We start from the raw sequence: 22863 nt of genomic DNA on the forward strand, positions 1-22863 counted from the left end.
ACGGCGGTGCCTCCTTCCGGGAAGGAGGCACCGCCGTCGTGGTTCCGGAGGAAAGGAGCCCTACTCCGCTTCCACCGCTGCGGCGACGGCGGCGGTGACCGCCGGGGCCACGCGCGGGTCCAGCGGGCTGGGGACGATGTAGTCCGCCGACAGGTCCTCGGCGGCAAGCTCGGCAATGGCACGTGCCGCGGCCAGCTTCATGGCCGGCGTGATGCGGCGGGCCCCTGCGTCAAGGGCACCGCGGAAGATGCCCGGGAACGCCAGGACGTTGTTGATCTGGTTGGGGAAGTCGCTGCGGCCCGTGGCCACGACGGCGGCGTACTTCACGGCAACCTCGGGCAGGACTTCCGGGTCCGGGTTGGAGAGAGCGAAGACGATGGCGTCCTGGTTCATGGAGGCCAGGTGTGCGTCGTCCAGCTTGGATGAGGAGACGCCGATGAACACATCGGCTCCAGCGAGGGCTTCAGCAGGGCCGCCGGTGATGCCGCGGGGGTTGCTGCGGCCGGCGATGTCCGCCTTCTTGCTCCCGGGGCTGGCGGCCAGGTCCTCCCGGCCGCTGTTGATGACGCCCCGGGAATCGAGCAGGACCACATCGGTGATGCCGGCTGCGAGGAGGATTTCGGCGACGGCGATCCCGGCCGCGCCGGCGCCGGACACCACGACCTTCAGCCCTTCCAGGCCGCGGCCGGTCACCTTGGCAGCGTTGGTCAGCGCAGCAAGGGCGACCACGGCAGTGCCATGCTGGTCATCGTGCATGACCGGGCAGTCCAGGGCTTCGATGAGCTTTTCCTCGAGCTCGAAGCAGCGCGGCGCCGAGATGTCTTCAAGGTTCACTGCGCCGAAGCTGGGACGCAGGCGGACCAGGGTTTCCACGATCTCGTCGACGTCGGTGGTGTTGAGGACCAGCGGGATGGAGTCAAGGTCACCAAAGGTCTTGAACAGGGCGGACTTGCCTTCCATGACGGGCAGCGAGGCGCTGGCACCGATGTTGCCCAGGCCCAGGACAGCCGTGCCGTCGCTGACAACGACCACCAGGCGCTCGGCCCAGGTCAGCGTGCGTGCGAGTTCGGGCTTGGCGTGGATGGCGCGGCTGACCTCGGCGACACCCGGGGTGTAGGCGATGGACAGGTCCCGCTTGTTGGACAGCGGAACAGTGCTGGTGACGGACAGCTTGCCGCCCTGGTGGGCGCTGAAGATCTCGTCTTCGGTCAGGGCAGTCGCTGCTGAGTTGTCGGTGGCGGTGATTGCGTCAATGGACACGTCGTTGTCTCCTGGTGCTTGCCGTGGGCGCACGGCACATGGGACTGGAGCCCGGCAGCGGGCCCAGCATGGAAAAGTAGTGCGACAGGAAACCCAGGGGTGGCCGGTCCGTGGGAACGCCGGGGATGTTTCCGCCCTGCCGCTCCTGTGCCTCCATGGTAGGCAGCCCCGGACTGCCTTGGTGGCACCTCTTGACAGCGGCGACGTCCGATAAAACGTTTTATCTGCCATATATGTGGCCCGCATCACGTGATTATGGCGGATTTAATCCGACTTTGGTCTAGACCAGTTACGCCGATCGACTCACTGTTAACCCGGCCTCGGCTCCCGGAGACAGCCGCCCGCAGGCCTTTTTAAGGTCTTCCTCGGCTTCGAAGAGCGAAAGCCGGCGGTTCCGCACGGACTGGACCAGACCAGTGACCGTCAGGAGGAGGACCCTTGCTCCCACGGCATCACCACAGGCGCCCGCTACGAGCTTTTCGCTGAGTGCATCGATCTCGCGCAGGAGTTCCGTGGTGTCCTTGTCCGGCAGGTACACGCCCCGGCTCAGGCATTGCTCCACCGCGGGCTGCATGACGCGCATGTGGAAAATTTCCATCAGCAGGCCGGAAAGTGCGCGGCCCCGGAAGCGGGCGGACGAGCCGCGGGAGCCTGCCTCCAGTTCGTCCAGCTGCTGCCAGTACAGCGCCAGCATCAGATGGGTGGGGGACGGAAAGTAGCGGTAGAGCGTGCCCAGCGGTACGTCTGCTTTTTCTGCGACCTGGGAGAGTTCCACGGCATCAAGCCCCGTGCGGGCAAACCCGGCGGCGGTATCAAGGATCCGTGCGTAGCGGAGGCGCTGGCGTGGAGCGGAAGGCCTGGCGGCCATGGGCGGATGGTCTGAAAAAGTCTCGGGCATCAGCATTCCGGGGTTGTGTCGTAGGGACTGCGGCCAGGAGCGCCCCCACTTCCGTACCGCCCTGCAGCCCGGTTCAACTATACGGCACAGGCACGTGCCCTAATTAGTCAGCGGCCTTATCTTCAGGCCCCCAAGGGGTCAGTCGACGCCCCTGATCTTCACCACGAACACGGCGCCCAGGAGGCCAATTGCAGCGGCGGTGAGGAACAGTGTCCGGTAGCCGCCCCAGTAGTTCACGGCCAGCAGCGCCAAAGCCGGGGCAACCACCTGCGGCAGCGAGTTGGCCACGTTGATGACGCCCATGTCCTTGCCCCGGCTGACGGCGAAGGGCAGGACCTGGGTCAGCAGCGCAAAGTCCACGGCCAGGTAGGCGCCGAACCCGATGCCAAGGACCGCGGCACCGGCCAGCGCGCCGGGCCAGACAGGAAAGAACGCCATGATGGCTCCGGCCATGGCGATGGTGGCGGAGGACCCGATGACGAAGGGCTTCCGCCGCCCCACCCTGTCACTCCAGGGCCCCGCGACGACGGCAGTGATCATCACCATCACGGCATAGATGCCGGTCAGGACCAGCACCCCCGTGGCGGGATCCCCGTGGTGGATGACGTCGCGCAGGAAGAAGAGGAGGTAGACGATGGTCAGCTGGTTGCCCACATTGACCAGGAAACGGGTCAGCCAGGCCCAGGCGAAGTCGGGGTAGCGCCGGGGGCTGATCCAGAAGCCCTTGATGAAAACCAGGGGGCGGAAAGCCGCCAGTTCCGACTTGGGAAGTTGGGGGTCGTTCCGGTGGAACAGGTACGGCAGCACGGAGAACAGCAGCGCACCTGCGCAGAGCCAGTAGCCCACCATGAAGTTCCCGGAGACCACGGCGCCAAAGACCGCCCCCGTGAGGATGCCGAGGGTCTGGCCCATTGCCGCGAGTCCGCCCACTCCCCCGCGCTGGACCACCGGCACCCGGTCCGGGACTGCGGCGGTGATGGCGGCGTAGGCGGCGTTTGCGCCCAGCTGCACCAGGCACCAGAAGAGAACCATGAGCGCCACCGCACCCGAGAAGGACATGGCCAGCAGCGCCGCGGTGGCAAGCACTGCCCCGGCCAGCACCCACGGCGCGCGCCGCCCGAACCGTGACGTGGTCCGGTCCGACAGCGCACCGAACAGGGGGTTGGCCACCAGCGACACCGCCGCGCCGCAGGCCGTGACCAGGGACAGGATGGCTTCCTTGGCGGGTGCATCGATGCTGATCGCCTGCTGGCCGATGAAGACGTTGATGGGGCCGAAGAAAGCGGCATTAATCCCCACGTTTACCAGCACCAGCCCGGTCACCCAGCGGGCAGTGACCCGCTCAACCGGTTCGGCGAGCGCCGCGGCCGGGACGTGGCCGGCGAAGGTGCCGTCCGGCGCGGGCGTATTGGACACACTCATTGGTTTGGCTCCCCCTGGTACGGCCGGTTGGCGGTGGGATCAGACTATCGTGGGCGGTAACGCGCCGCCCTGCGCCAGGCGCCGGATGTGCATAATCCACCACTACGCGAGGAGAGCCACGTGACCACACCAGCAGGAAACGGATCCGCACCGGCCATGAACACTGCCGATCTCTATGATGAGCGCGGCGACGCACTGGCATCGGTGTCCCTGCAGTTCCAGTCCCTGGGTGGCCGGTCCCATTTCAGCGGTCCGGTCAGGACCATCCGCTGTTTCCAGGACAACGCCCTGGTGAAGTCCACGCTCGGCTCGCCGGGGAACGGTGCCGTCCTGGTGGTGGACGGCGGTGGCTCGCTGGGCACTGCCCTGATGGGGGACATGATCGCCGAAAGCGCCGTCGCCAACGGCGGCGTCGTCATCAATGGCGCCATCCGCGACCGGCTGGCAATCGCTGAACTGGACCTCGGCGTCAAGGCCCTCGGGAGCAACCCCAGGAAGAGCCGGAAGGCCGGAGCCGGCGAGGTCGACGTGGACGTGGTGATCGACGGCGTGACGTTCCGCCCCGGAGCCACCGTCTGGTGCGACCCCGACGGCATCCTCGTGGAACCGTAAGGGCGGACGGGCAAAAGCTTCAGCAACAAAATACGCACGGCGGGGAACAGAAAGAACCAGTAAGATAGTTACTGAAAGCAACTATCGCTGCTTATATCCTTTTTCTTCCCTTGGAGCACCCATGTCCAAAGCCACTGCCGCGCCAGGCGCCGGAGAAACCCTGACGCGACGCCAGATCGTCACAGTGATGGTGGGCCTGATGCTGGGCATGTTCCTGGCATCCCTTGACCAGACCATCGTCTCCACGTCCATCTACACCATCGCCAACGACCTGGACGGACTCTCCCTGCAGGCGTGGGCCACCACCGCCTACCTGATCACGTCCACGGTCAGCACCCCGCTCTACGGCAAGCTGAGCGACATCTTCGGGCGCCGCCCGCTGTACCTGACCGCCATCGCCGTCTTCCTGGTGGGCTCGCTTTACGCCGGGTCCGTGCACTCGATGACCGAACTGGCCATTGCCCGCGGCATCCAGGGCCTGGGTGCCGGCGGCCTGCTGGCCCTTGCGCTGACCATCATCGGCGACATCGTCTCGCTCAAGGACCGCGCCAAGTTCCAGGGCTACTTCATGTCCGTGTTCGGAATCTCCTCGGTCCTGGGGCCGGTGGTGGGCGGCGCGTTCGCCGGTTCCGCCAACATCCTGGGCTTCGACGGCTGGCGCTGGGTGTTCTTCATCAACATTCCCATCGGCCTCGCCGCCCTGACGGTGGTGTTCCTGTTCCTGCACCTGCCCGCAAAGCACCTCAAGCAGAAGATCGATTACTGGGGCGCGGCAGCGATCACCGTAGCCATCGTTCCCCTCCTCCTGGTGGCCGAACAGGGCCGCACCTGGGGCTGGACCTCGCTGAACTCCTTCCTCTGCTACGGCCTGGGCGTGGTGGGCATTGCCTGGTTCCTGCTGGCGGAAAAACGCGCCGGCGACTACGCCCTCATCCCGCTGCGGCTCTTCCACAACGTCACGTTCGGCCTGTCCTCGCTGCTGAACTTCATCATCGGCATCGGCATGTTCGGCGCCATCGCCATGCTCCCGATGTACCTCCAGCTCGTGAAGGGCCTCACCCCCACCGAAGCCGGCCTGATGATGATCACCTTCACGGTGGGCATCCTGTTCGGATCCATCACGGCCGGTCGCACCATCTCCGCCTCGGGCACGTTCCGCATCTTTCCCATCATGGGTACCGGAATCCTGACGGCGGCGGCCCTGGTGATGGGCTTCTCGCTGGGAGTAGACACGGACCTGTGGGTGCCGGGCCTGATTGCGGTGTTCTTCGGAGTGGGCCTGGGCTTCTGCATGCAGCCGCTCACGCTGGCCATGCAGACCTCGGTACCGCCGCGGGACATGGGCGTGGGGACCTCCTCGGCAGCGTTCTTCCGCTCCATGGGTGGTGCCGTAGGAACCGCCGTCTTCATCTCCATGCTGTTCAGCCTGGCTGCCAGCCGGATCGCCGACAGCATGAAGGCCGCCGCCACGGACCCCGCCTACCTGGCCGTGCTCAAGGACCCCGCCGTCGCGTCGGACCCGGCCAACGCCAAGCTGTACGACTTCTTCAAGAACGGTGCGTCCAACGACTCCCTGAACGACACCAGCTGGCTGCACACCGCCAACAGCACCCTGACCAGGCCCATCACCGAAGGCTTCGCCACGTCCATTGACACGGTGATGCTGACGGCGGCAGCCCTGACGGGCCTGGCCTTCCTCATCAGCTTCGCCCTCCCCCGGAAGAAGCTGACCGACCAGAAGGAATCCCCGCAGGACAGGGACAGCATGGAGATTCCGGCGCACTAGCCGGGTGCCCCAGCCCGGGAGCGCACTGAACGGACGACGACGGCGGCACGGCCCGCCGTCGTCGTCCGGCGTTTCAGGGGACAGTCGCTTAAGGGGACAGGGGCGCCAAGTGGAACCTAGGGCGGTGACGTGCCACACTGTTTAGCGCGTGTGCGCCGGCCCCTTTGGCCGGTACCGCAGCCGACGACGTCCGCACCGCATCCATAAAACCCCAAACCCAGGGAGAACCATGCCCACTGCACAGGAGCAGACCACCACCGGGATTCCGCGGCGGGTGATCTGGCTGGCGCTCGCGGGGGCGGTGGGCGGATTCCTCTTCGGCTTTGACTCGTCCGTGGTCAACGGGGCCGTGGATGCCCTGAAGGAAGAATTCGCGCTCTCCGAGGCCGTGACAGGCTTCGCCGTGGCCATTGCCCTCCTGGGCTGCGCGGCTTGCGCCTTCCTGGTAAGCAAGGTGGCGGACCGGCACGGCCGCATCCCCGCCATGAAACTGGGCGCGCTGCTGTTCCTGGTCAGCGCCCTGGGCACCGGGTTCGCTTTCGGCGTCTGGGACCTGGTGTTCTGGCGTCTGGTGGGCGGGCTGGGCATCGGCCTGGCATCGGTCATCGCTCCGGCCTACATCTCCGAGATTTCGCCGCGGCAGGTGCGCGGCCGCCTGGCCTCGCTGCAGCAGCTGGCCATCACCACCGGTATCTTCGCCGCCCTGCTGTCCGACGCGCTCCTGGCCACCACTGCCGGCGGCGCGGACCAGCGCTTCTGGCTGGGCATTGAGGCATGGCGTTGGATGTTCCTCGCTGCCGCCGTCCCGGCCGTGGTCTACGGCTGGATTGCCTTCACCCTGCCCGAGTCCCCGCGGTTCCTCGTGTTCAAGGGCAAGGAGGACGAGGCCCGGAAGGTCTTCGCCTCGATCGCCCCCGCCGAGGACACCGACCGGCACATCCGCGAGATCCAGGAAGCCATCGAGGAAGACAAGGTGGTACCAGAAGGGCTGCTGCGCGGCAAGACCCTGGGCCTGCAGGCAGTGGTCTGGGTGGGCATCGTCCTGTCCGTGCTGCAGCAGTTTGTGGGGATCAACGTGATCTTCTACTACTCCACCACGCTGTGGAAGGCTGTGGGCTTCCAGGAGAAGGACTCCCTGGCCATCTCGGTGGCAACCTCCATCACCAACATTCTGGTCACCCTGGTGGCCATTGCCCTGGTGGACCGCGTGGGACGGCGGCCCATCCTGCTCGCCGGCTCCGTGGGAATGGCCGTGTCCCTGGGCGCCATGGCCCTGGCGTTCTCCTCGGCCATCGGCTCCGGCGAGAACATCACCCTCCCGGGTGCGTGGGGTCCGGTGGCCCTGGTTGCCGCCAACGTGTTCGTGGTCAGCTTTGGCGCCTCCTGGGGACCCCTGGTGTGGGTGCTCCTGGGCGAGATCTTCCCGTCCAGGATCCGCGCCCGGGCCCTGGGCCTCGCAGCTGCCGCGCAGTGGGTGGCCAACTTCGTGATCACCCTCAGCTTCCCGGTCATGGCGTCCGCGTCCCTGCCGCTGACCTATGCCATGTACGCCCTGTTCGCTGCCGCGTCCTTCTTCTTCGTCATGTTCAAGGTGCCGGAGACCAACGGCATGTCCCTGGAGCAGGCGGAGACGCTGTTCGTGCCGAAGGGTTCAGCGAAAGCCAAGTAACGCCCCATCACATCCCGCGGCTTTTCCGGCGACGCCCCATCAGCTTTCGCCGGACAACAGCAAACCCTCCATCACCTGGCGTGATGGAGGGTTTGCTGTTTACTGCCTAAAAGTGCGGCGGTTACACGACGTGCGGTTCGTGCGAGGACAGGTAGGCCCGGCCGCCGAACGCGATCAGGATGGCGATCACCATGGCCACGGCGCCGGCGAAGAACGGAACCTGCGGGCCGAAGTGCTCGCCGAGCTGGGCTGCCGCGAACGGGGCCAGCGCGCCACCCATCCAGCGGACGAAGTTGTAGCCGGAGGATGCCACGGGCCGGGGCGAATCGGAGACGCCCATGGCCAGTTCGGTGTAGATGGTGTTGTTGACGCCCAGGAGTGCACCGGCAACGATCACCAGCACGACGACGGCAGGAACCGAGTGCCCGGCCGCCAGTCCCAGGCTTACCAGGTCCAGCATGAGCAGGAACAGCGTGCCCGTCAGGACCTTCACGGCGCCGAAGCGGGCCTGCAGCGGCGGAGCCACGAAGACGGAGAAGACCGCCACGGCTACGCCCCAGCCGAAGAAGACTCCGCCGATGCCGTACGCGTCCATGCCCAGGATGAACGGGGTGAAGGCCAGGATGGTGAAGAAGCCGTAGTTGTAGAACAGGCCGCTCGCCGCCGTCGTCCGCAGTCCCTTGTGGCCCAGCGCCAGGAGGGGGTCCCGCAGCCGCACTTTGCGCTCGGGCAGAGGGGTCGTGGGCAGCAGGGCGATCAGGGCGATGAAGGCGGCGGCCATCAGGACGGCGGTGCCGAAGAACGGGGCGCGCCACTGCCAGCCGCCCAGGAGGGCGCCAAGGAGCGGGCCGAGCGAAATGCCCAGGCCCAGGGCGGCCTCGTAAAGGATGATGGCGGTACCGGCACCGCCGCTGGCCACGCCCACGATCACGGCGAGGGCGGTTGCCACGAAGAGGGCGTTGCCCAACCCCCAGCCGGCGCGGAAGCCCACCAGCTCACCGACGCTGGCGGACAGGCCGGACAGCGAGGAGAAGACGACGATGACGGCCAGGCCGATCAGCAGGGTCTTCTTGCCGCCGATCCGGGAGGAAACAAAACCCGTGATCAGCATGGCCAGCGCGGTGACCAGGAAGTAGCTGGTGAAGAGCAGGGATACCTCGCTGGGGCTGGCGTCCAGGTTGGTGGCGATGGCCGGGAGGATGGGGTCCACCAGCCCGATGCCCATGAAGGCGAACACTGCGGCGAGGGCGGTGGCCCAGACCGCCTTGGGCTGCTTCAGGAATGAGGCCTTTTCGGCCTGCAGGGTTGATTCTGGTGCCGGCAGGGTTTCTGCGAGCTGGCCGTCCATGGAGGGTACTCCTAAGTTCGTGGCTGATTCAGGGTGGGTGGCTGGTTCAGTTCTGGAGGGATGCATTGATCTTGTCGATGACCGGCAGGGCCTCCGACAGGGCTTTGCGGTCCTGGTCGGTGAGGGTGCTGAGGATGTCGGCCATCACCTGGTTGCGGCGCTTGTTGGCGGCGTCGACGGCGGCACGGCCTTCAGGGGTGAGGATCACCCGGACGGCACGGGAGTCTGCCGGATCCGGCTCGCGGCGGGCCAGGCCGGCGCGTTCAAGTTTGATGATCTGCTCGGTGGCGCTGGGCACGCGGACCCCGAGGTTCCGGGCGATTTCACCGACGCGCTGGCCTTCACCGAGCAGCATCTTGAGCGTGCTGAGCTGGGCGGCGCTGAGTTCACCGTCCGCGTCGAGGCGCCGGACCAGGTAGACGCTGTGGCGGAGGGCTTCGCGGAACCCGCTGGCTAGTTCCTGGAGCTGGGGATCATTGGTATTCATCGTTAGGTACCCTAACATTTAGGGTACCTAACGGTCAAGGCCTAGAGGGCCAGCTTCATGCCGACGTGGCTGGGCTCGAAGCCCAGCTGCTCGTAGAACCGATGCGCTGCCGTGCGGCTTCGGTGCGTGGTCAGCTGCATCAGGGTACAGCCGCGCCTCCGGGACTCCCCGACCGCCCAGCCCACCATCAGCTTCCCGAGCCCCTGGCCGCGGAGGGACGCGTCCACCCGGACGCCCTCAAGCTGCGAGCGCCAGGCACCCTGCCGCGAGATGCCGGGCAGGAAACTCAGCTGGAAGGTGGCAACTGCCGCGCCTGCGGCTTCGCCGAGCGGCACCAGTTCGCCCACCACCAGCAGATGGTTCCGGTCTGCCGCTATCGCGTCGAAGGCGCGCTCGTACGGTTCCATGTCCTGCGCGGTTTCGCGGCCTGCGCCCAGGGCATCATCGGCCAGGAGCCGCACCATGGCGGGGAGGTCGGCCCGGGTGGCGTGGCGGAGGCGGAACGTGCCGCCGTCGACGTCGGCAGTGAACAGGGCAGGAACGGCATCTTGGGCAGGGATCACCTGCCCAGCTTTGCACAGGAAAACCGCGACGCCGGCACCCGCGTGGGTGCCGGCGTCGCGGTTTGTCGAGTACGTCGGTTAGTCCGGAAGGCGGCCCGGTCAGGCGGGGGTGCCGGCCAGCTCCGCCTGCCGCTCCTCCACCAGGGTGGCAACGGCATTGAACAGCGGATGGTCTTTCTCGAGCCCGGTGATCTTCGCCGTGGCATCGGCCGGGCTGGCCGAGCCCAGGATGCCTGCCAGCTCGGTGGCCTCGGCATCGCCGGGATCCGTGAACCGCAGGGCGGCGGCAATGGCGCCGAGGAGGGCCTCCGGCACCACGCCGCGTTCCGCCAGCTCCGCCGCCGGGCCGATGAAACGTTCGTGCCGGCTCAGCTTCCGCAGCGGCGCACGGCCCACCCGGGTCACGGTGTCCGGGAGGTACGGGTTGGAGAACCGGACCAGGATTTTCTGGACGTAGGCCTCCTGTTCGTCGTTGCTGAATCCGTGCTTGGCCACCAGGAGCTGCTTGGTTTCCTCGAGCACCGCACGCACGTCTTCGGCCACATCCTGGTCCGCCATGGCGTCCGAGATCTTCTCCACGCCCGCTTCGAAGCCGAGGTACGCGGCAGAGGCATGCCCGGTGTTCACGGTGAACAGCTTCCGCTCAATGTAGGGCGAGAGGTCATCCACGAAGGTGGCTCCCGGAATCACCGGAACGGAATCGCCGAAGGCGGTGCGGTCGATGACCCACTCGTAGAAGGTTTCCACCGTCACGTCCAGGCCCTGCCCGGCCTCCTGGTTGGGCACGATCCGGTCCACGGCGGTGTTGGCGAAGACTGCCTTGCCGTCGAGCACTGCGGCGGTGACACCAGGCTGGGAGGCCACCTCTTTGGCCAGGATGTCCGTGGCGTTGATGGCGTTCTCGCAGGCCATCACCTGGAGGGGCGCAAGCCCCGGTTCCCTGGCAACGATGCCCTTGGCGATCACGGGCGCCACGAACTTCAGGATGTGCGGGCCAACCGCCGTGGTGACGATGTCCGCCGTCGCGATTTCGTGGACCAGCTCCGCTTCCTGGGCGTTGGAGTTCAGCGCCCGGAAGTTGTCCACGGTGCGCACGGCGGGGTTCTCCCCCACCTCGTGCACCGCATAGCTGTCCGCCTGCGAGAGCCGGGTGATGAGTTCCTCAGCCACGTCCGCGAACACCACCTCGTAGCCTGCGTCATGCAGGAGCAGGCCCACGAAGCCGCGGCCGATGTTGCCGGCACCGAAATGTACAGCCTTCACTATGCGTTGACCTTTCCGAAGAGCTCCAGGACTTCGTCCTCGGACGTGGCAGCCTCCAGCCGGGCCACCTGCTCCTTGTTGGTGAACACCTTGGCGATGGAGGACAGGATGTGCAGGTGCTCGTTGTTGATGCCTGCCACGCCCACCACGAACTTCACTTCCTTGCCGTTCCAGTCGATGCCCTCCGGGTAGCGGATGACAGAAACCGCGGACTTGCGGATGTGGTCCTTGGCGGCGTTGGTGCCGTGCGGGATGGCCAGGAAGCTGCCCATGTAGGTGGACACGGATTCCTCGCGCTCGTGCATGGCGGTGATGTAACCCTCATCCACGGCGCCCCGCGCCAGCAGGAGCCGGCCGGCCTCGTCGATGGCGGCATCGCGGGTGGTGGCCGAACCGGTGAGCACCACGCTCTCGCGGGCCAGGATCTCGGAGGTTCCGTTGGCGGCGGCTGTTCCGCCTGCCGTCGCCGCACCTGCAGCTGTTCCCGCGGCAGCGGGCGTTGCGTCCACGGGGGCGTCTGCGGCGTGGGCACCGTGGGTGGTGCCGGCGTCGGCCGTTCCACCCTCAGTGTTGCTGTCGCGGACCAGCTCGACGATCTCGTCATAGCGCGGGCTGCTCATGAAGTTGTCCACGGAGTAGTGGACGGCGCTGGACGTGGCCGGCTTGGCGCGTTCCGTGAGGTCCTGGTGGGTGACCACGACGTCGTAGGTGTCCGTGAGGTTGGCGATGGAGGCATTGGTGACCTTGACGTCCGGGAAGCCGGCAGCCTTGATCTTGTTCCGCAGCACCGAGGCGCCCATGGCGCTGGAGCCCATGCCGGCGTCGCACGCGAACACGACGTTCCGCACGGGGCCGGCAAGGACGCCCACCCCGCCGCGGCCGGCGGCAGCGGCACCGGCACCGGTCAGGGTGGAGGCGACGGAGCTCTTCTTGCCCTTCATGGCCTCCATGCGGGCGGTGGCGTCGCCCAGGTCGGCCTCATCGCTGTGCTTGGTGGTGCGGAGGATGACCGAGGACACCAGGAAGGAAACCGTCGCGGCGAGCACCACGGAAAGGATCACCCCGAAGTAGCTGTCGCGGGAGGTCTGCGCCAGGACGGCGAAGATGGAGCCAGGCGCGGCGGGTGCCACCAGGCCGGAGTTGGTGATGGCCAGGGTGGCGATGCCGGTCATGCCGCCGGCGATGGTACCCAGGATCAGCAGCGGGCGCATCAGGACGTACGGGAAGTAGATCTCGTGGATGCCGCCGAGGAACTGGATGAGGGCTGCACCGGGAGCCGATGCCTTGGCGGCGCCGCGGCCGAAGAACGTGTACGCAAGCAGGAGGCCCAGGCCGGGACCGGGGTTGGCTTCCAGCAGGAACAGGATGGACTTGCCCTGCTCCAAGGACTGCTGCACGCCCAGCGGGGTGAGGACGCCATGGTTGATGGCGTTGTTCAGGAAGAGGACCTTGGCGGGTTCGATGAAGATGCTGGTCAGCGGCAGGAGGCCGTTCTGCACCAGGAACTGGACGAAGTTGCCGGCGGCCGTGCTGAAGGCGGTGACCAGCGGGGAGATGCCGTAGAAGCCCAGCAGGGCCAGGAGCGCGCCCCAAATGCCGGCGGAGAAGTTGTTCACCAGCATTTCGAAGCCGGGGCGGATCTTGCCGTCCCAGATGGAGTCGATCTTCTTCATGGTCCAGCCGCCCAGGGGGCCCATGATCATGGCGCCGATGAACATGGGGATGCCGGCGCCCACGATCACGCCCATGGTGCCGATGGCTCCCACCACGCCGCCGCGGACGTCGTAGACCATCTTGCCGCCGGTGTAGCCGATCAGCAGCGGCAGGAGGTAGGTGATCATGGGGCCTACCAGGCCGATGTTCGGCTTCCCGCCGGTTTCACCGAAACCACCGAGCTGCGGAACGGGCAGCCACCCCTTCTCGATGAAGAGGGCGGTGATGATGCCCCAGGCGATGAACGCGCCGATGTTGGGCATGATCATGCCGGACAGGAATGTCCCGAACTTTTGGACGTGCACGCGCGCGCTGGTGCGGGGTTTTGCAACTGTCTCTGTTGCCATGTGATTTCCTAACCGTCATTCCTGCTGCTCCGCAGGATTGGTCCGATGATTACGACGACGTACTGCTGGGTAATGCGGGGTTGTGGGGCTATCCGGCCGGGCTGGTGGAGATCCGGTGGAGCCATTCGAGGAAAAGCTTGAGTTCCGAGCTGGAAAGCTGGTCAGAGTGCGAGGCCTGAAGTGCGGCGTTCAGGGCGATCGCTGCCACCACCACCGAGGACTTCCCGGTGCCGCCCGGGGCCGGGCCGCTGGCGGGCTCGGCAGACACCGCGAAAATCATGGCGTCCCGGGTCATGGTGGACAGTTCGAGGTTGCGTTCGGTGGCGGGCTCCGCGATCAGCATGAGCGTCACGCCCACGTTGGCCGCCAGGATGGACCTGGCCGCTTCCCTGGGCTGGACGTTCAGCTGGCCCGCCGCCGCTGCTTTATTCAGCATCTCTTCCATCAGCGCCTCGGCATCCGCCACGATGGCGGGCCGGCTTTCCGGACGGATGTTGCCGAACATCACCAGGTACAGCTCGGGCTGGTTCAGGCCGAACTGGACGTGGTTGTCCCACATTCTCCGGATGTCCTCAAGGGGCTGTCCGGAGGGGGCGAAATCCCTTTCGCCCGCGACATATTCCTCAAACCCTGCGGCGACGACGGCGTCGAACAGACCTTCCTTGTCACCGAAGTGGTGGTAGAGGGTGGGAGCCGAAACCCCTGCCAGCTGGGTGATCTGGCGGGTGGAGACCGGAGCTCCGGCCGAATTTGCCAGCAGTTCCGCGGCAGCACGGAGCAGCCGCATTTTGGGGGGAAGCTGGCCATCCAAACTCATAACCGCTACCCTAGCACCTATAGCGTTGCTATATGAACTGAATCACATACAATTTTTTCAGGCACGTTTCCCGCCCCTGGACGTAGCAGTCCTCCGGCGGACCCGGCACGGCGCCGGAGAACTTGGCGGGCCTGTCTACCGGCAGAGAATGAGGACCTTCAGTGCAGAACTTCCCAGGAGTAGGCGTCAGCCCAGGCCGCGTCATCGGCACCATCCGGCAGATGCCCAAACCCATCAGTGAGCCTCCCGCCGGTGAACAGCTGGCTCCGGACACCACTGCCGAGGAAGCCACCGCAGCGCTGAAGGCAGCTTCCCAGGCGGTGCACGACGAGCTGAAGGAGCGCGCCGCGCACGCCATCGGCGACGGCAAGGCTGTCCTGGAGGCCACTGCACTGATGGCCAAGGACACCATGCTGATCAAGGGGGCGGCCAAGCTGGTGGCCCGGGGTGTTTCTGCCGAACGCGCCATCTGGGAATCCGGCTCCTCTGTGTCCGAGATGCTGCACAACCTGGGCGGCTACATGGCAGAACGCGCCACCGATGTCCTGGACGTCCGTGCCCGGATTGTCGCCGCGCTGCGGGGCGTGCCCGCGCCCGGCATCCCCGCCTCCAACACCCCGTTCGTGCTGGTGGCAGAGGACCTTGCCCCCGCGGACACGGCAACCCTTGACCCGAACAAGGTCCTGGCGCTGGTCACCGCAGGCGGCGGCCCCCAGTCCCACACTGCCATCATCGCCCGCTCCCTCGGCCTGCCCGCCGTGGTTGCCGCGGTGGGCGTCGACGAACTGCCGGACGGCACCGAGGTGTACGTGGACGGCGCCGGCGGCAGCATCACCGCTGAACCTGACGAGACCCTCCGTGCAACGGCGGAAGCGTGGGCAGCCACGGCGTCGCTGCTGGCTGAGTTCACCGGCACGGGCACGACGGCGGATGGCCACCAGGTGCCGCTGCTCGCCAACGTGGGTGGCGGCAAGGACGCCGAAGCCGCCGCCAAGCTCGGAGCCCAGGGCGTAGGCCTCTTCCGCACCGAGTTCTGCTTCCTGGAACGGGACACCGAACCTTCCGTTGAGGAGCAGGCGGCTGCCTACAAGAGCGTCTTCGATGCCTTCCCCGGCAAGAAGGTGGTGCTGCGCACGCTCGATGCGGGCGCGGACAAGCCCCTGCCCTTCCTGACCGATTCCACGGAGCCCAACCCGGCCCTTGGTGTCCGCGGCTACCGCACCGACTTCACCACCCCCGGCGTCCTGGACCGGCAGCTCGAGGCCATCGCCCTGGCCCAGCAGCAGTCCCAGGCTGACGTCTGGGTAATGGCACCCATGATCTCCACCGCGGAGGAAGCCTCGCGCTTCGCTTCGATGTGCGCGGACGCCGGCATCAAAACCCCCGGCGTCATGGTGGAGGTTCCTTCCGCGGCCCTGACCGCCGAGGCCATCCTGCGCGAAGTCAGCTTCGCCAGCCTTGGCACCAACGACCTCACGCAGTACGCCATGGCTGCCGACCGCCAACTCGGCCCACTGGCCAACCTGAACACCCCGTGGCAGCCCGCGGTCCTGCGCCTCGTTGGACTGACCGTCGAAGGGTCCCGCGCGGAGGGCCACGACAAGCCCGTGGGCGTCTGTGGTGAGGCTGCCGCCGATCCCGCCCTCGCCGTCGTCCTCACCGGCCTTGGCGTCAGCACCCTGTCCATGACGGCGCGGTCCCTTGCCGCGGTGGCAGCGGTCCTGAAGACCGTAACCCTGTCCGAAGCCCAGGAGCTGGCCAAGCTGGCCCTGTCCGCGCCGAGCGCCACCGAAGCCCGCGCCTGGGTGCGGGAAAAGCTCCCGGTCCTGGAGGAACTGGGGCTCTGACGCCTGCGGGCACGCCGGCCACACCCGGGATAGGCTACGTCCATGGCACTGATAGCCCCCCGCGTCACGGCCGGCCTGCCCGCCGGCGAGGCCCGCAGCCTGACGCGCGCCCTCGAGGACAGCAATGACATCACCGTGTTCGTGGACGGCACGGTCCACCGGCTGCCCGGACAGGCGAGGGACGCCGTCGTGGATCTCCTCGCCAGGCTGGGACGCGGCGAAACGGTGACCGTGAGCAGCGTGGAGGAGATGCTGACCACCTCGCAGGCGGCCGAACTGGCCGGGATTTCGCACACCTACCTCCGCAACATGACGGACCGCGGCGAGATCCCGGTGGAGTACCGCGGATCGCACCGCCGGATCCGGACGGCCGACATCATGACGTGGCTGGAGAAGCAGAAGCTTGCGGAGCAAAAGCGCAAGCACGAAAAGGACGCCGGCGGGCACGCCGGCACGGCCGGGTAGTGCGGCCCCGCATGGCGTGGCCGCGGCGACGGAAAGACGTTGCACTTCGCTCCGCCGACGTGGAAGCAAACGGTTTACGGGGCCGCATCTTCTGGGCTGACGGGACGCCCCCTCCCCGGCCGGACGCTGCCGGAGCCCCCGCAGGGCCCGCCTATGTCCTCATTCACGGCATCGGCGTCTCCCACCGCTACCTTCGGCGCCTCCACGGCGAACTCGCCGCCGTTGCCCCAACTTATTCGCTGGACCTGCCGGGCTTCGCCGGGACGCCCAGGCCGGAGCGGCAGCTGTCCGTTGCCGACCATGGCGCCTTCATCGCCCAGGCCCTGAAGGCAAGCGGCATTGGTTCCTACATCCTGGTGGGACATTCCATGGGCGTGCAGTTCGCCATCGAAGCCGCCCTCTACGCCCCGGGGCAGGCACACCGGCTGGTGCTCATGGGGCCGGTGGTGGACTCCCGGTACCGAAGCGTGCGGCGGCAGGGGCTGGCGCTTTTCCTGGACGCCCTCCTCCGCGAAAACGCGTCCTCCAACTGGCTCGTCTTCTCGGACTACTTCCGCTGCGGGCCGCGCTGGTACTTCACCGAGCTCCCCGTGATGATGGCCTACCCCACGGAACGGCGGCTGGCCGGAATCAATGTGCCCGTCCTGGTGCTGCGCGGTAACCACGACCAGGTGGCAGGCGCCGACTGGTCGCTCCGGCTTTCCGAGGTGGTGCCGGAGGGAAGCTTCGTGGAGATTCCCCGGGCGGGCCACGTGGTCCAGCACGTGCGCCCGCGGCAGGTGGCGGCGGCCATCAAATCCTGGGCCGCGCCGCCCACCGCCGCATCTTGAGGGCGGCGTGCAGTTCCAGCCGGGGCATTCCCTTCAGCGGATCCACCCCCAGCAGCTGCCGGATCCGCCCCAGCCTGTTGTAGATGCTGCTGCGGTGCAGGTGGAGCTTGGTCGCTACATCCTGGACTGAGCCGTCATTGTCGTAGAGCAGCTCCAGGACGGGAATGAGCTCGCCGTTGCGGTCGTGGTCCTCGAGCATCCGGAAGTACACCGAGCCCGAGTCGGCCCAGGCCCCCACCCCTCCCCCGGCGGACGCGAGCAACTGGTACACGCCGGTGGCCCTGCAGTCCACCAGCTCGCCCAGCTGGGGATCCACCGCGGCGGCCTGGGCCGCCATCCGTGACTGCCTGTATGCCTCGGAGAGCTGGCGGGTCTTGGCGAAGCCTTCGCTGATCCCCAGGATGATCCGGTGCACCGGGCGGCCGGAGCGCTTGGCCAGCTCCAGCTGGTAGTGCACCAGGACCTGGGCATGGTTGGCCCGGCCGGTCGATTCGCGGAACAGCACCACCGAATGCGTCTCCGTGCCGGCACTGAAGAGGGCGGCATCCACCCCCACCGTGGCCTGGAGCGCGGTGGACCGGTGGATCAGGGTGGAAGCGATGGGGTCCGGGCCGCTGGCCCAGCCGTCCGCGTCCAGCACCGTGACCATCTGCCAGGGACCCCTGCCCTGGACTTCCTTCCACCCGGCCACAGCTGCCACGGCATTGGGTTCTCCGGCACAGGCGGCCAGGAATTCCCGCTCACGGCCCCGCCGGAATTCCGATTCGGCCGTGTTCGAGTCGAGCAGGAGCCCGGACAGCAGCTCCAGCTCGTGGTTGACGCCGGGCAGTTGGGTGAGGATCGCCGTCGGGCTTTCCTCCGCTGAATCCTGCTGCACCCAGAGGTAACCCACCCGGAAGCCGCGCACCATCAGCGGGACGCACACCCGGCCCAGCATGCCCAGGTCCGGGTTGGCCGGAACCACGACGGGCCGCACTGCGGTGGCGATCCCATGGGAGAGCTGCCACGCGCTCACGTCCGCCGGAACCTTCTTGCTCAACAGGAAGTTCACCCGCACGCGGTCGGCATGGGATTGGTTGGAGCTGTAGGCAAGCAGCAGTCCGTCCAGGTCCTCAAGGGACAGGCCACGGCCCAGCTTCTGCGCCACCTGCTCGACGAGCTGTTCCACACCCTGCTGCTGCATGGGCCAACAGTACTGCCCCGGCGGCCCCGCGGACGAACGGACACGAGGCGACACCTGACGCTTCAGGACTCGACATATGTCGACTTGGAACAGCCAAAATCCGGTGAATGGCGCGGTTTTGACCCACCGGCCCTTGCCGCTTCATGTCGCCTGGCTCACAGCGGGATTTATCGTTGAAACACGAAAATCCTTCCGCCTTTTCGGCCTACCGGCCCCAAAAACTGGAGCAGACGATGATCATCGGCGTCCCCAAAGAAATCAAGAACAACGAATTCCGCGTGGCCATCACCGCGGCAGGCGTCCACGAGTTCCTTACCCACGGACACACCGTGCTGGTGGAGCGCGGGGCCGGGCTGGGCTCGGGCATCACCGACGAGGAATACTCGATCGCCGGCGCCGAGATCGTCAACGAGGCCGATGACGTCTGGGCCCGCGCGGACATGGTGATGAAGGTCAAGGAACCCATCAAGGCCGAATACCACCGCTTCCGCAAGGGCCTGATCCTCTTCACGTACCTGCACCTGGCCGCCGAGCCGGAGCTCACCACGGAGCTCATCAACTCGGGCGTCACCGCCATCGCCTACGAAACCGTCCAGGAGGGCCGGGCCCTGCCCCTGCTGGCACCGATGTCCGAAGTTGCCGGTCGCCTGTCCGTCCAGGTCGGCGCCACCTCCCTGATGGCGCCCGCCGGCGGCAAGGGCGTCCTGATGGGCGGCGTTCCCGGCGTCCGCCCCGCCAAGGTCGTTGTCCTGGGCGCCGGCGTGGCCGGCACCAACGCCGCCGCCATGGCCCTGGGCCTGGGCGCCGACGTCACCATCCTGGACATCAACATCAACCGCCTGCGCGAACTGGACGCCCAGTACCAGGGCCGGTTGAAGACCGTTGCCTCCAACACGTACGAAATCGAAAAATCCGTGGTGGACGCCGACCTGGTGATCGGTTCTGTCCTCATCCCCGGCGCCAAGGCCCCCAAGCTGGTCACCAACGACCTCGTGGCCCGGATGAAGCCCGGCTCCGTCCTGGTGGACATCGCCGTGGACCAGGGCGGCTGCTTCGAGGACACCCACCCCACCACGCACCAGGAACCCACGTACAAGGTGCACAACACCATCTTCTACTGCGTGGCCAACATGCCCGGAGCCGTACCCAACACCTCCACGTACGCACTGACCAACGTCACCCTGCGCTACGCGGTGTCCCTGGCAAACCTGGGCGTCAAGGCCGCCTTCGACCGCGACCCGGCCCTCGCTGCCGGCCTCAACATCGCTGCGGGCCACGTGGCACACCACTCCGTGTCCGAGGCCCACAACCTGCCCCTCGTGGCTGACTGGCACGAGCTCGTCTCGGCCTAAGGCCCCTTCATCGATTGCCCCGTAATCGTCCTTTTGAACCCTCAGAACGGCGCTTACGGAGCAATCGATGAGTCATTTAACCCAGCTCCCTTGCCCTCTCGATAATTTTGAGGACCTCGACGGCGTCCTCCGGGTTCACGGGGAGGGGCAGGGATGACTGTGCGCCGCCGTCGAGGATCTTGGCTGCCAGCAGGCGGTAGAACTCCGGGTAGTTCCCGCGTTCGGTGGGCAGGCGGTCCAGGTGTCCGTCGCGGCCCAGGAGCCCGGCCCACTCGGGTGCCTCCACGCCGTAGTCCCCGTCCAGGGGGCTGCCACCTGCCACGATGTAGGGCTCCTGCGGGTCCACGCCGTTCTTGGTGAAGCCGCCGATCGATCCCAGCACCCGGAAGCGTGGCCCCTGCTGGGCGCACAGCACGTTCATGGCCAAATGGCTGATCACTCCCGACTGGTGCCGCAGGACCAGGAAGACGTCGTCGTCAGCCCGCTCGTCGGACCGCCGCGCCTGCAGTTCCGCGTGGAGGACGGCGGCCGGGCCGAACAGCTGCAGGGCCTGGTCGATCAGGTGGCTGCCCAGGTCGAACAGGACCCCTCCGCCGTCGGCAGCGGTGGCCCGCGCCTTCCAGGCTTTGGCGATGGCCGGGGACCACCGCTCGAACCGCGACTCGAACCGGGTCACTTTGCCCAGGGCCTGGGCCGCCAGCAGCTTCCGGAGGGTCAGGAAGTCCCCGTCCCACCGGCGGTTCTGGAACACGGTCAGCACCCGGCCCAGTTCACCTGCCAACGCAATGAGTTCCTGTCCCTGCGCGCTGGTGACCGCGAACGGCTTGTCCACCACCACGTCCAGCCCCGCCTCCAACGCAGCCTTAGCCAGCGGGTAGTGGGTCATTGGCGGCGTCGCCAGGACCACGAGGTCAAGGTCCGCTGCCCGCCTGACGACGTCGGCGGCGTCGCGCACCACCTCCACCCCCGGGAGCCGGGACGAGGCACTTGCCTGCCGCCCGGCGTCGGACGTTGCAATGACGTCCAGCGAGTAGCTGGTGTTGGCTGCCAGCAGCGGTGCGTGGAAGACGCTGCCGGCAAGCCCGTAGCCGACAACGGCGGTGCGGATGGTGCGGGGGTCGCCTTCAGTTCCGGTCATGGAAGCAACGCTACCCCCGGTCCCGCGTGGTTAAAACGCCTGGTTAAAAGAAGCCGGCACCCCTGGAATACCAGGGGTGCCGGCTTTTCGATCGGGCTGCGGGTGGTTACTTCTTAACCCAGCCGATGGTGGTCCAGTCCGGGACCTGCGAGGTGCTCTGGAAGAGCGACGGGCCGTAGTTGGCCAGGCCGGTGCGGACGAAGGAGATCTGCGGGCCGTTGAAGACCACTCCCATGGAGTAGTACTTGGCCATGTGCTCCTTCTCCACGTCCATCGCTGCCTTGTTGCGGGCTGCGTTGTCCTCGATGGAGGCGAGGTCGGCGATCTTCTTGTCCAGCTCGGCGTCGCCCAGCTTGTTTTCGTTGACCTTGGAGTCGTAGTACTGCTTGACGGCGTCGGTGGCATCCGGGCCCACGGTGTAGCCGGAGATGCTCAGGTCGAACTCGCGGCTGCCCAGCACCTTGCCGAAGTCGGCGGAGGCGCGCTGGTCAATGCCCACATCCATGCCGCCGGCCTGGAGCTGCTTCTGCAGGGTCTGTGCCACGGCCAGGGTGGTGGGGTCGTCGCCGAAGTTGCTGATCTTGAAGGCGGCGGGCTTGCCGTCCTTCTCCATGATGCCGTTGGCGTTGGCCGTGTAGCCGGCGTCGGTGAGGACCTTCTTGGCCGCATCGGCTCCGGTTTCCTTGACCGGGTAGTTGTCCTGGTAGTACTCGGAGAACGGCAGCAGCATCATGGAACCGCTGCTGGGCTCTTCCCAGTTCAGGCCGTTGAAGCGGACCTTGCGGAGGGCTTCGCGGTCCACGGCGGCGAAGATGGCCTTGCGGACGTTGACGTCGGTGATGCGCTGGGCGTTCAGGTTCAGGCCACCGGCGAAGAGGCGCTGGCCGCGGCGGATGTCCGAATCCTTCGTGCCGTCCAGCTGCTTGTACAGCGAGATGGTGTTGGCGGACATGGCGTCGATTTCACCGTTCTTGAAGGCGGCAATCTGTGCGCTGGTTTCCAGCTGGCGGAACGTTACGTTGGCCAGGACCGGCTTCTGGCCCCACCACTTGTCGTTCGGAACCATGGTTACCGTCTTGGCTGCGGTGTCGTACTGGTCCAGCTTGAAGGGGCCTGCCATCCACTCCGGGTGCATGTTGCCGTTGAAGCCCTCGTTGAAGATCTCGGGGGTGTTGACGGCGGGGTGGATGAGTCCGAAGAAGAGCGAATCCACGGGGAAGACCGGGCGGCTGGTCTTGACGATGACTTCCTTGTCGCTGCTGCCGGCCTCGACGGAGTCAACGAACTCATAGGCGCCCGAGCTGACGATGTCGTAGCCGGCGTCGGGGCTCTTGAGGATGTTCCAGGTGTTCTTGAAGGCCTTGACGTCGATGGGAGTGCCGTCGTTGTACGTGGCCTTGGGGTTCACCTTGATGGTAATGGTCTGCTTGCCGTCCTTGACCTCGCTGTCCACTGACTCGCAGAAGTCGGGGTTGGGCGTGACCTTGCCCTTGAAGTCCACCTTCCAGCAGCCGCCGATGCCGCCGCTGTTCATGGCGACCGGGTTCATGGGGATCTGCAGGGCGGAGTTGTCCGCGCTGTTGCCGTTGTTGGAGAACCCGTTGAAGTCCGGGCCGATGTTGCCCAGCGGAAGGGTGACCTTGCCGCCCTGCTGGAGGTCGGCTGCCGGCTTCTCGTTGATGCTGATCAGCTTGGACAGGTCGCTTCCGGATTCCTGTCCTTTGGCTGTTTCGGGGCCGCTGGCACCGCCACCGCCGCAGGCCGTCAGCGCCAGGGCCGCAGCAACGGCTGCAGCTCCGCCGATCCTGTTCAGTTTCCTCATGGTTTTCCCTTCATTGGTGCGAGTGGTGGTGCTTTGGGGTC

General features: G+C 66.8%; 18 protein-coding genes and 1 pseudogene. 7 read left to right on the top strand and 12 right to left on the bottom strand.

All coding sequences use genetic code 11. The features are described 5' to 3' along the window. Positions 1-60 precede the first annotated feature (60 nt). From NMQ03_RS20115 to NMQ03_RS20125, 3 genes are all read right to left on the bottom strand, one after another. A complete protein-coding gene (locus tag NMQ03_RS20115; protein ID WP_255173675.1) occupies positions 61-1260 on the bottom strand; it encodes an NADP-dependent malic enzyme in 1200 nt (399 codons plus the stop codon). A gap of 289 nt (positions 1261-1549) precedes the next feature. Further along, positions 1550-2158, bottom strand: coding sequence for a TetR/AcrR family transcriptional regulator (locus NMQ03_RS20120; RefSeq protein WP_255173676.1), 609 nt, complete (start codon positions 2156-2158; stop codon positions 1550-1552). Positions 2159-2296: 138 nt separating this feature from the next. Then, positions 2297-3580 (bottom strand): MFS transporter, encoded by a 1284-nt coding sequence (locus NMQ03_RS20125; RefSeq protein ID WP_255173677.1) that lies wholly within the window; start codon positions 3578-3580, stop codon positions 2297-2299. 156 nt (positions 3581-3736) lie between these two features. Between NMQ03_RS20125 and rraA the strand changes: the two genes are divergently transcribed. The 3 genes from rraA to NMQ03_RS20140 all read left to right on the top strand — a co-directional run bounded on the left by rraA (position 3737) and on the right by NMQ03_RS20140 (position 7647). Next, complete coding sequence (gene rraA / locus NMQ03_RS20130; RefSeq protein WP_255175683.1) at positions 3737-4192, top strand: ribonuclease E activity regulator RraA; 456 nt, start codon at positions 3737-3739, stop codon at positions 4190-4192. Positions 4193-4313: 121 nt separating this feature from the next. Then, on the top strand, positions 4314-5978 hold the full coding sequence (locus tag NMQ03_RS20135) for an MDR family MFS transporter (RefSeq protein WP_255173678.1): 1665 nt from the start codon (positions 4314-4316) through the stop codon (positions 5976-5978). 229 nt (positions 5979-6207) lie between these two features. Continuing rightward, on the top strand, positions 6208-7647 hold the full coding sequence (locus NMQ03_RS20140) for a sugar porter family MFS transporter (protein ID WP_255173679.1): 1440 nt from the start codon (positions 6208-6210) through the stop codon (positions 7645-7647). A gap of 121 nt (positions 7648-7768) precedes the next feature. On the opposite strand, the gene NMQ03_RS20145 is transcribed toward NMQ03_RS20140, so the two are convergent. From NMQ03_RS20145 to NMQ03_RS20170, 6 genes are all read right to left on the bottom strand, one after another. Beyond that, a complete protein-coding gene (locus NMQ03_RS20145) occupies positions 7769-8995 on the bottom strand; it encodes an MFS transporter (protein WP_255173680.1) in 1227 nt (408 codons plus the stop codon). A gap of 46 nt (positions 8996-9041) precedes the next feature. Beyond that, positions 9042-9482, bottom strand: a complete 441-nt coding sequence (locus NMQ03_RS20150) for a MarR family winged helix-turn-helix transcriptional regulator (protein WP_255173681.1) — start codon at positions 9480-9482, stop codon at positions 9042-9044. Between the two features lie 41 nt (positions 9483-9523). Then, positions 9524-10015: a GNAT family N-acetyltransferase gene (locus NMQ03_RS20155; RefSeq protein WP_255175684.1), complete on the bottom strand. Its 492-nt coding sequence runs from the start codon at positions 10013-10015 to the stop codon at positions 9524-9526. Between the two features lie 129 nt (positions 10016-10144). Continuing rightward, the gene (locus NMQ03_RS20160; protein WP_255173682.1) at positions 10145-11308 is read right to left on the bottom strand and encodes a mannitol-1-phosphate 5-dehydrogenase; all 1164 of its coding nucleotides are present in this window, start codon (positions 11306-11308) and stop codon (positions 10145-10147) included. Further along, positions 11308-13368, bottom strand: a complete 2061-nt coding sequence (locus tag NMQ03_RS20165; protein WP_255173683.1) for a PTS mannitol transporter subunit IICBA — start codon at positions 13366-13368, stop codon at positions 11308-11310. Before NMQ03_RS20165 ends, NMQ03_RS20160 begins: the two co-directional genes overlap by 1 nt. 88 nt (positions 13369-13456) lie before the next feature. Beyond that, complete coding sequence (locus NMQ03_RS20170; protein ID WP_159629673.1) at positions 13457-14185, bottom strand: TetR/AcrR family transcriptional regulator; 729 nt, start codon at positions 14183-14185, stop codon at positions 13457-13459. Between the two features lie 161 nt (positions 14186-14346). Here NMQ03_RS20170 and ptsP point away from each other — a divergent pair, with 161 nt between their 5' ends. The 3 genes from ptsP to NMQ03_RS20185 are packed head-to-tail and all read left to right on the top strand — an operon-like array spanning position 14347 to position 17327. Beyond that, the gene (gene ptsP / locus NMQ03_RS20175) at positions 14347-16032 is read left to right on the top strand and encodes a phosphoenolpyruvate--protein phosphotransferase (protein WP_255173684.1); all 1686 of its coding nucleotides are present in this window, start codon (positions 14347-14349) and stop codon (positions 16030-16032) included. Between the two features lie 42 nt (positions 16033-16074). Next, entirely contained in the window at positions 16075-16497 is a 423-nt protein-coding gene (locus NMQ03_RS20180) for a helix-turn-helix domain-containing protein (RefSeq protein ID WP_255173685.1), read from the top strand. Between the two features lie 11 nt (positions 16498-16508). Continuing rightward, positions 16509-17327, top strand: coding sequence for an alpha/beta fold hydrolase (locus tag NMQ03_RS20185; protein WP_255173686.1), 819 nt, complete (start codon positions 16509-16511; stop codon positions 17325-17327). Here the strand turns inward: NMQ03_RS20185 and NMQ03_RS20190 are convergent. Beyond that, positions 17290-18655, bottom strand: a pseudogene (locus tag NMQ03_RS20190) (PucR family transcriptional regulator). The gene NMQ03_RS20185 and the pseudogene NMQ03_RS20190 overlap by 38 nt on opposite strands. 88 nt (positions 18656-18743) lie before the next feature. On the opposite strand from NMQ03_RS20190, the gene ald reads away from it, so the two are divergent. Continuing rightward, a complete protein-coding gene (gene ald, locus NMQ03_RS20195) occupies positions 18744-19862 on the top strand; it encodes an alanine dehydrogenase (RefSeq protein ID WP_255175685.1) in 1119 nt (372 codons plus the stop codon). Between the two features lie 76 nt (positions 19863-19938). Here the strand turns inward: ald and NMQ03_RS20200 are convergent, their stop codons facing one another. Then, a complete protein-coding gene (locus NMQ03_RS20200) occupies positions 19939-21000 on the bottom strand; it encodes a Gfo/Idh/MocA family oxidoreductase (RefSeq protein WP_255173687.1) in 1062 nt (353 codons plus the stop codon). A gap of 106 nt (positions 21001-21106) precedes the next feature. After that, positions 21107-22822: an ABC transporter family substrate-binding protein gene (locus NMQ03_RS20205; protein WP_255173688.1), complete on the bottom strand. Its 1716-nt coding sequence runs from the start codon at positions 22820-22822 to the stop codon at positions 21107-21109. Positions 22823-22863 lie beyond the last annotated feature (41 nt).

The organism is Arthrobacter sp. DNA4, assembly GCF_024362385.1.
Lineage (GTDB): Bacteria > Actinomycetota > Actinomycetes > Actinomycetales > Micrococcaceae > Arthrobacter.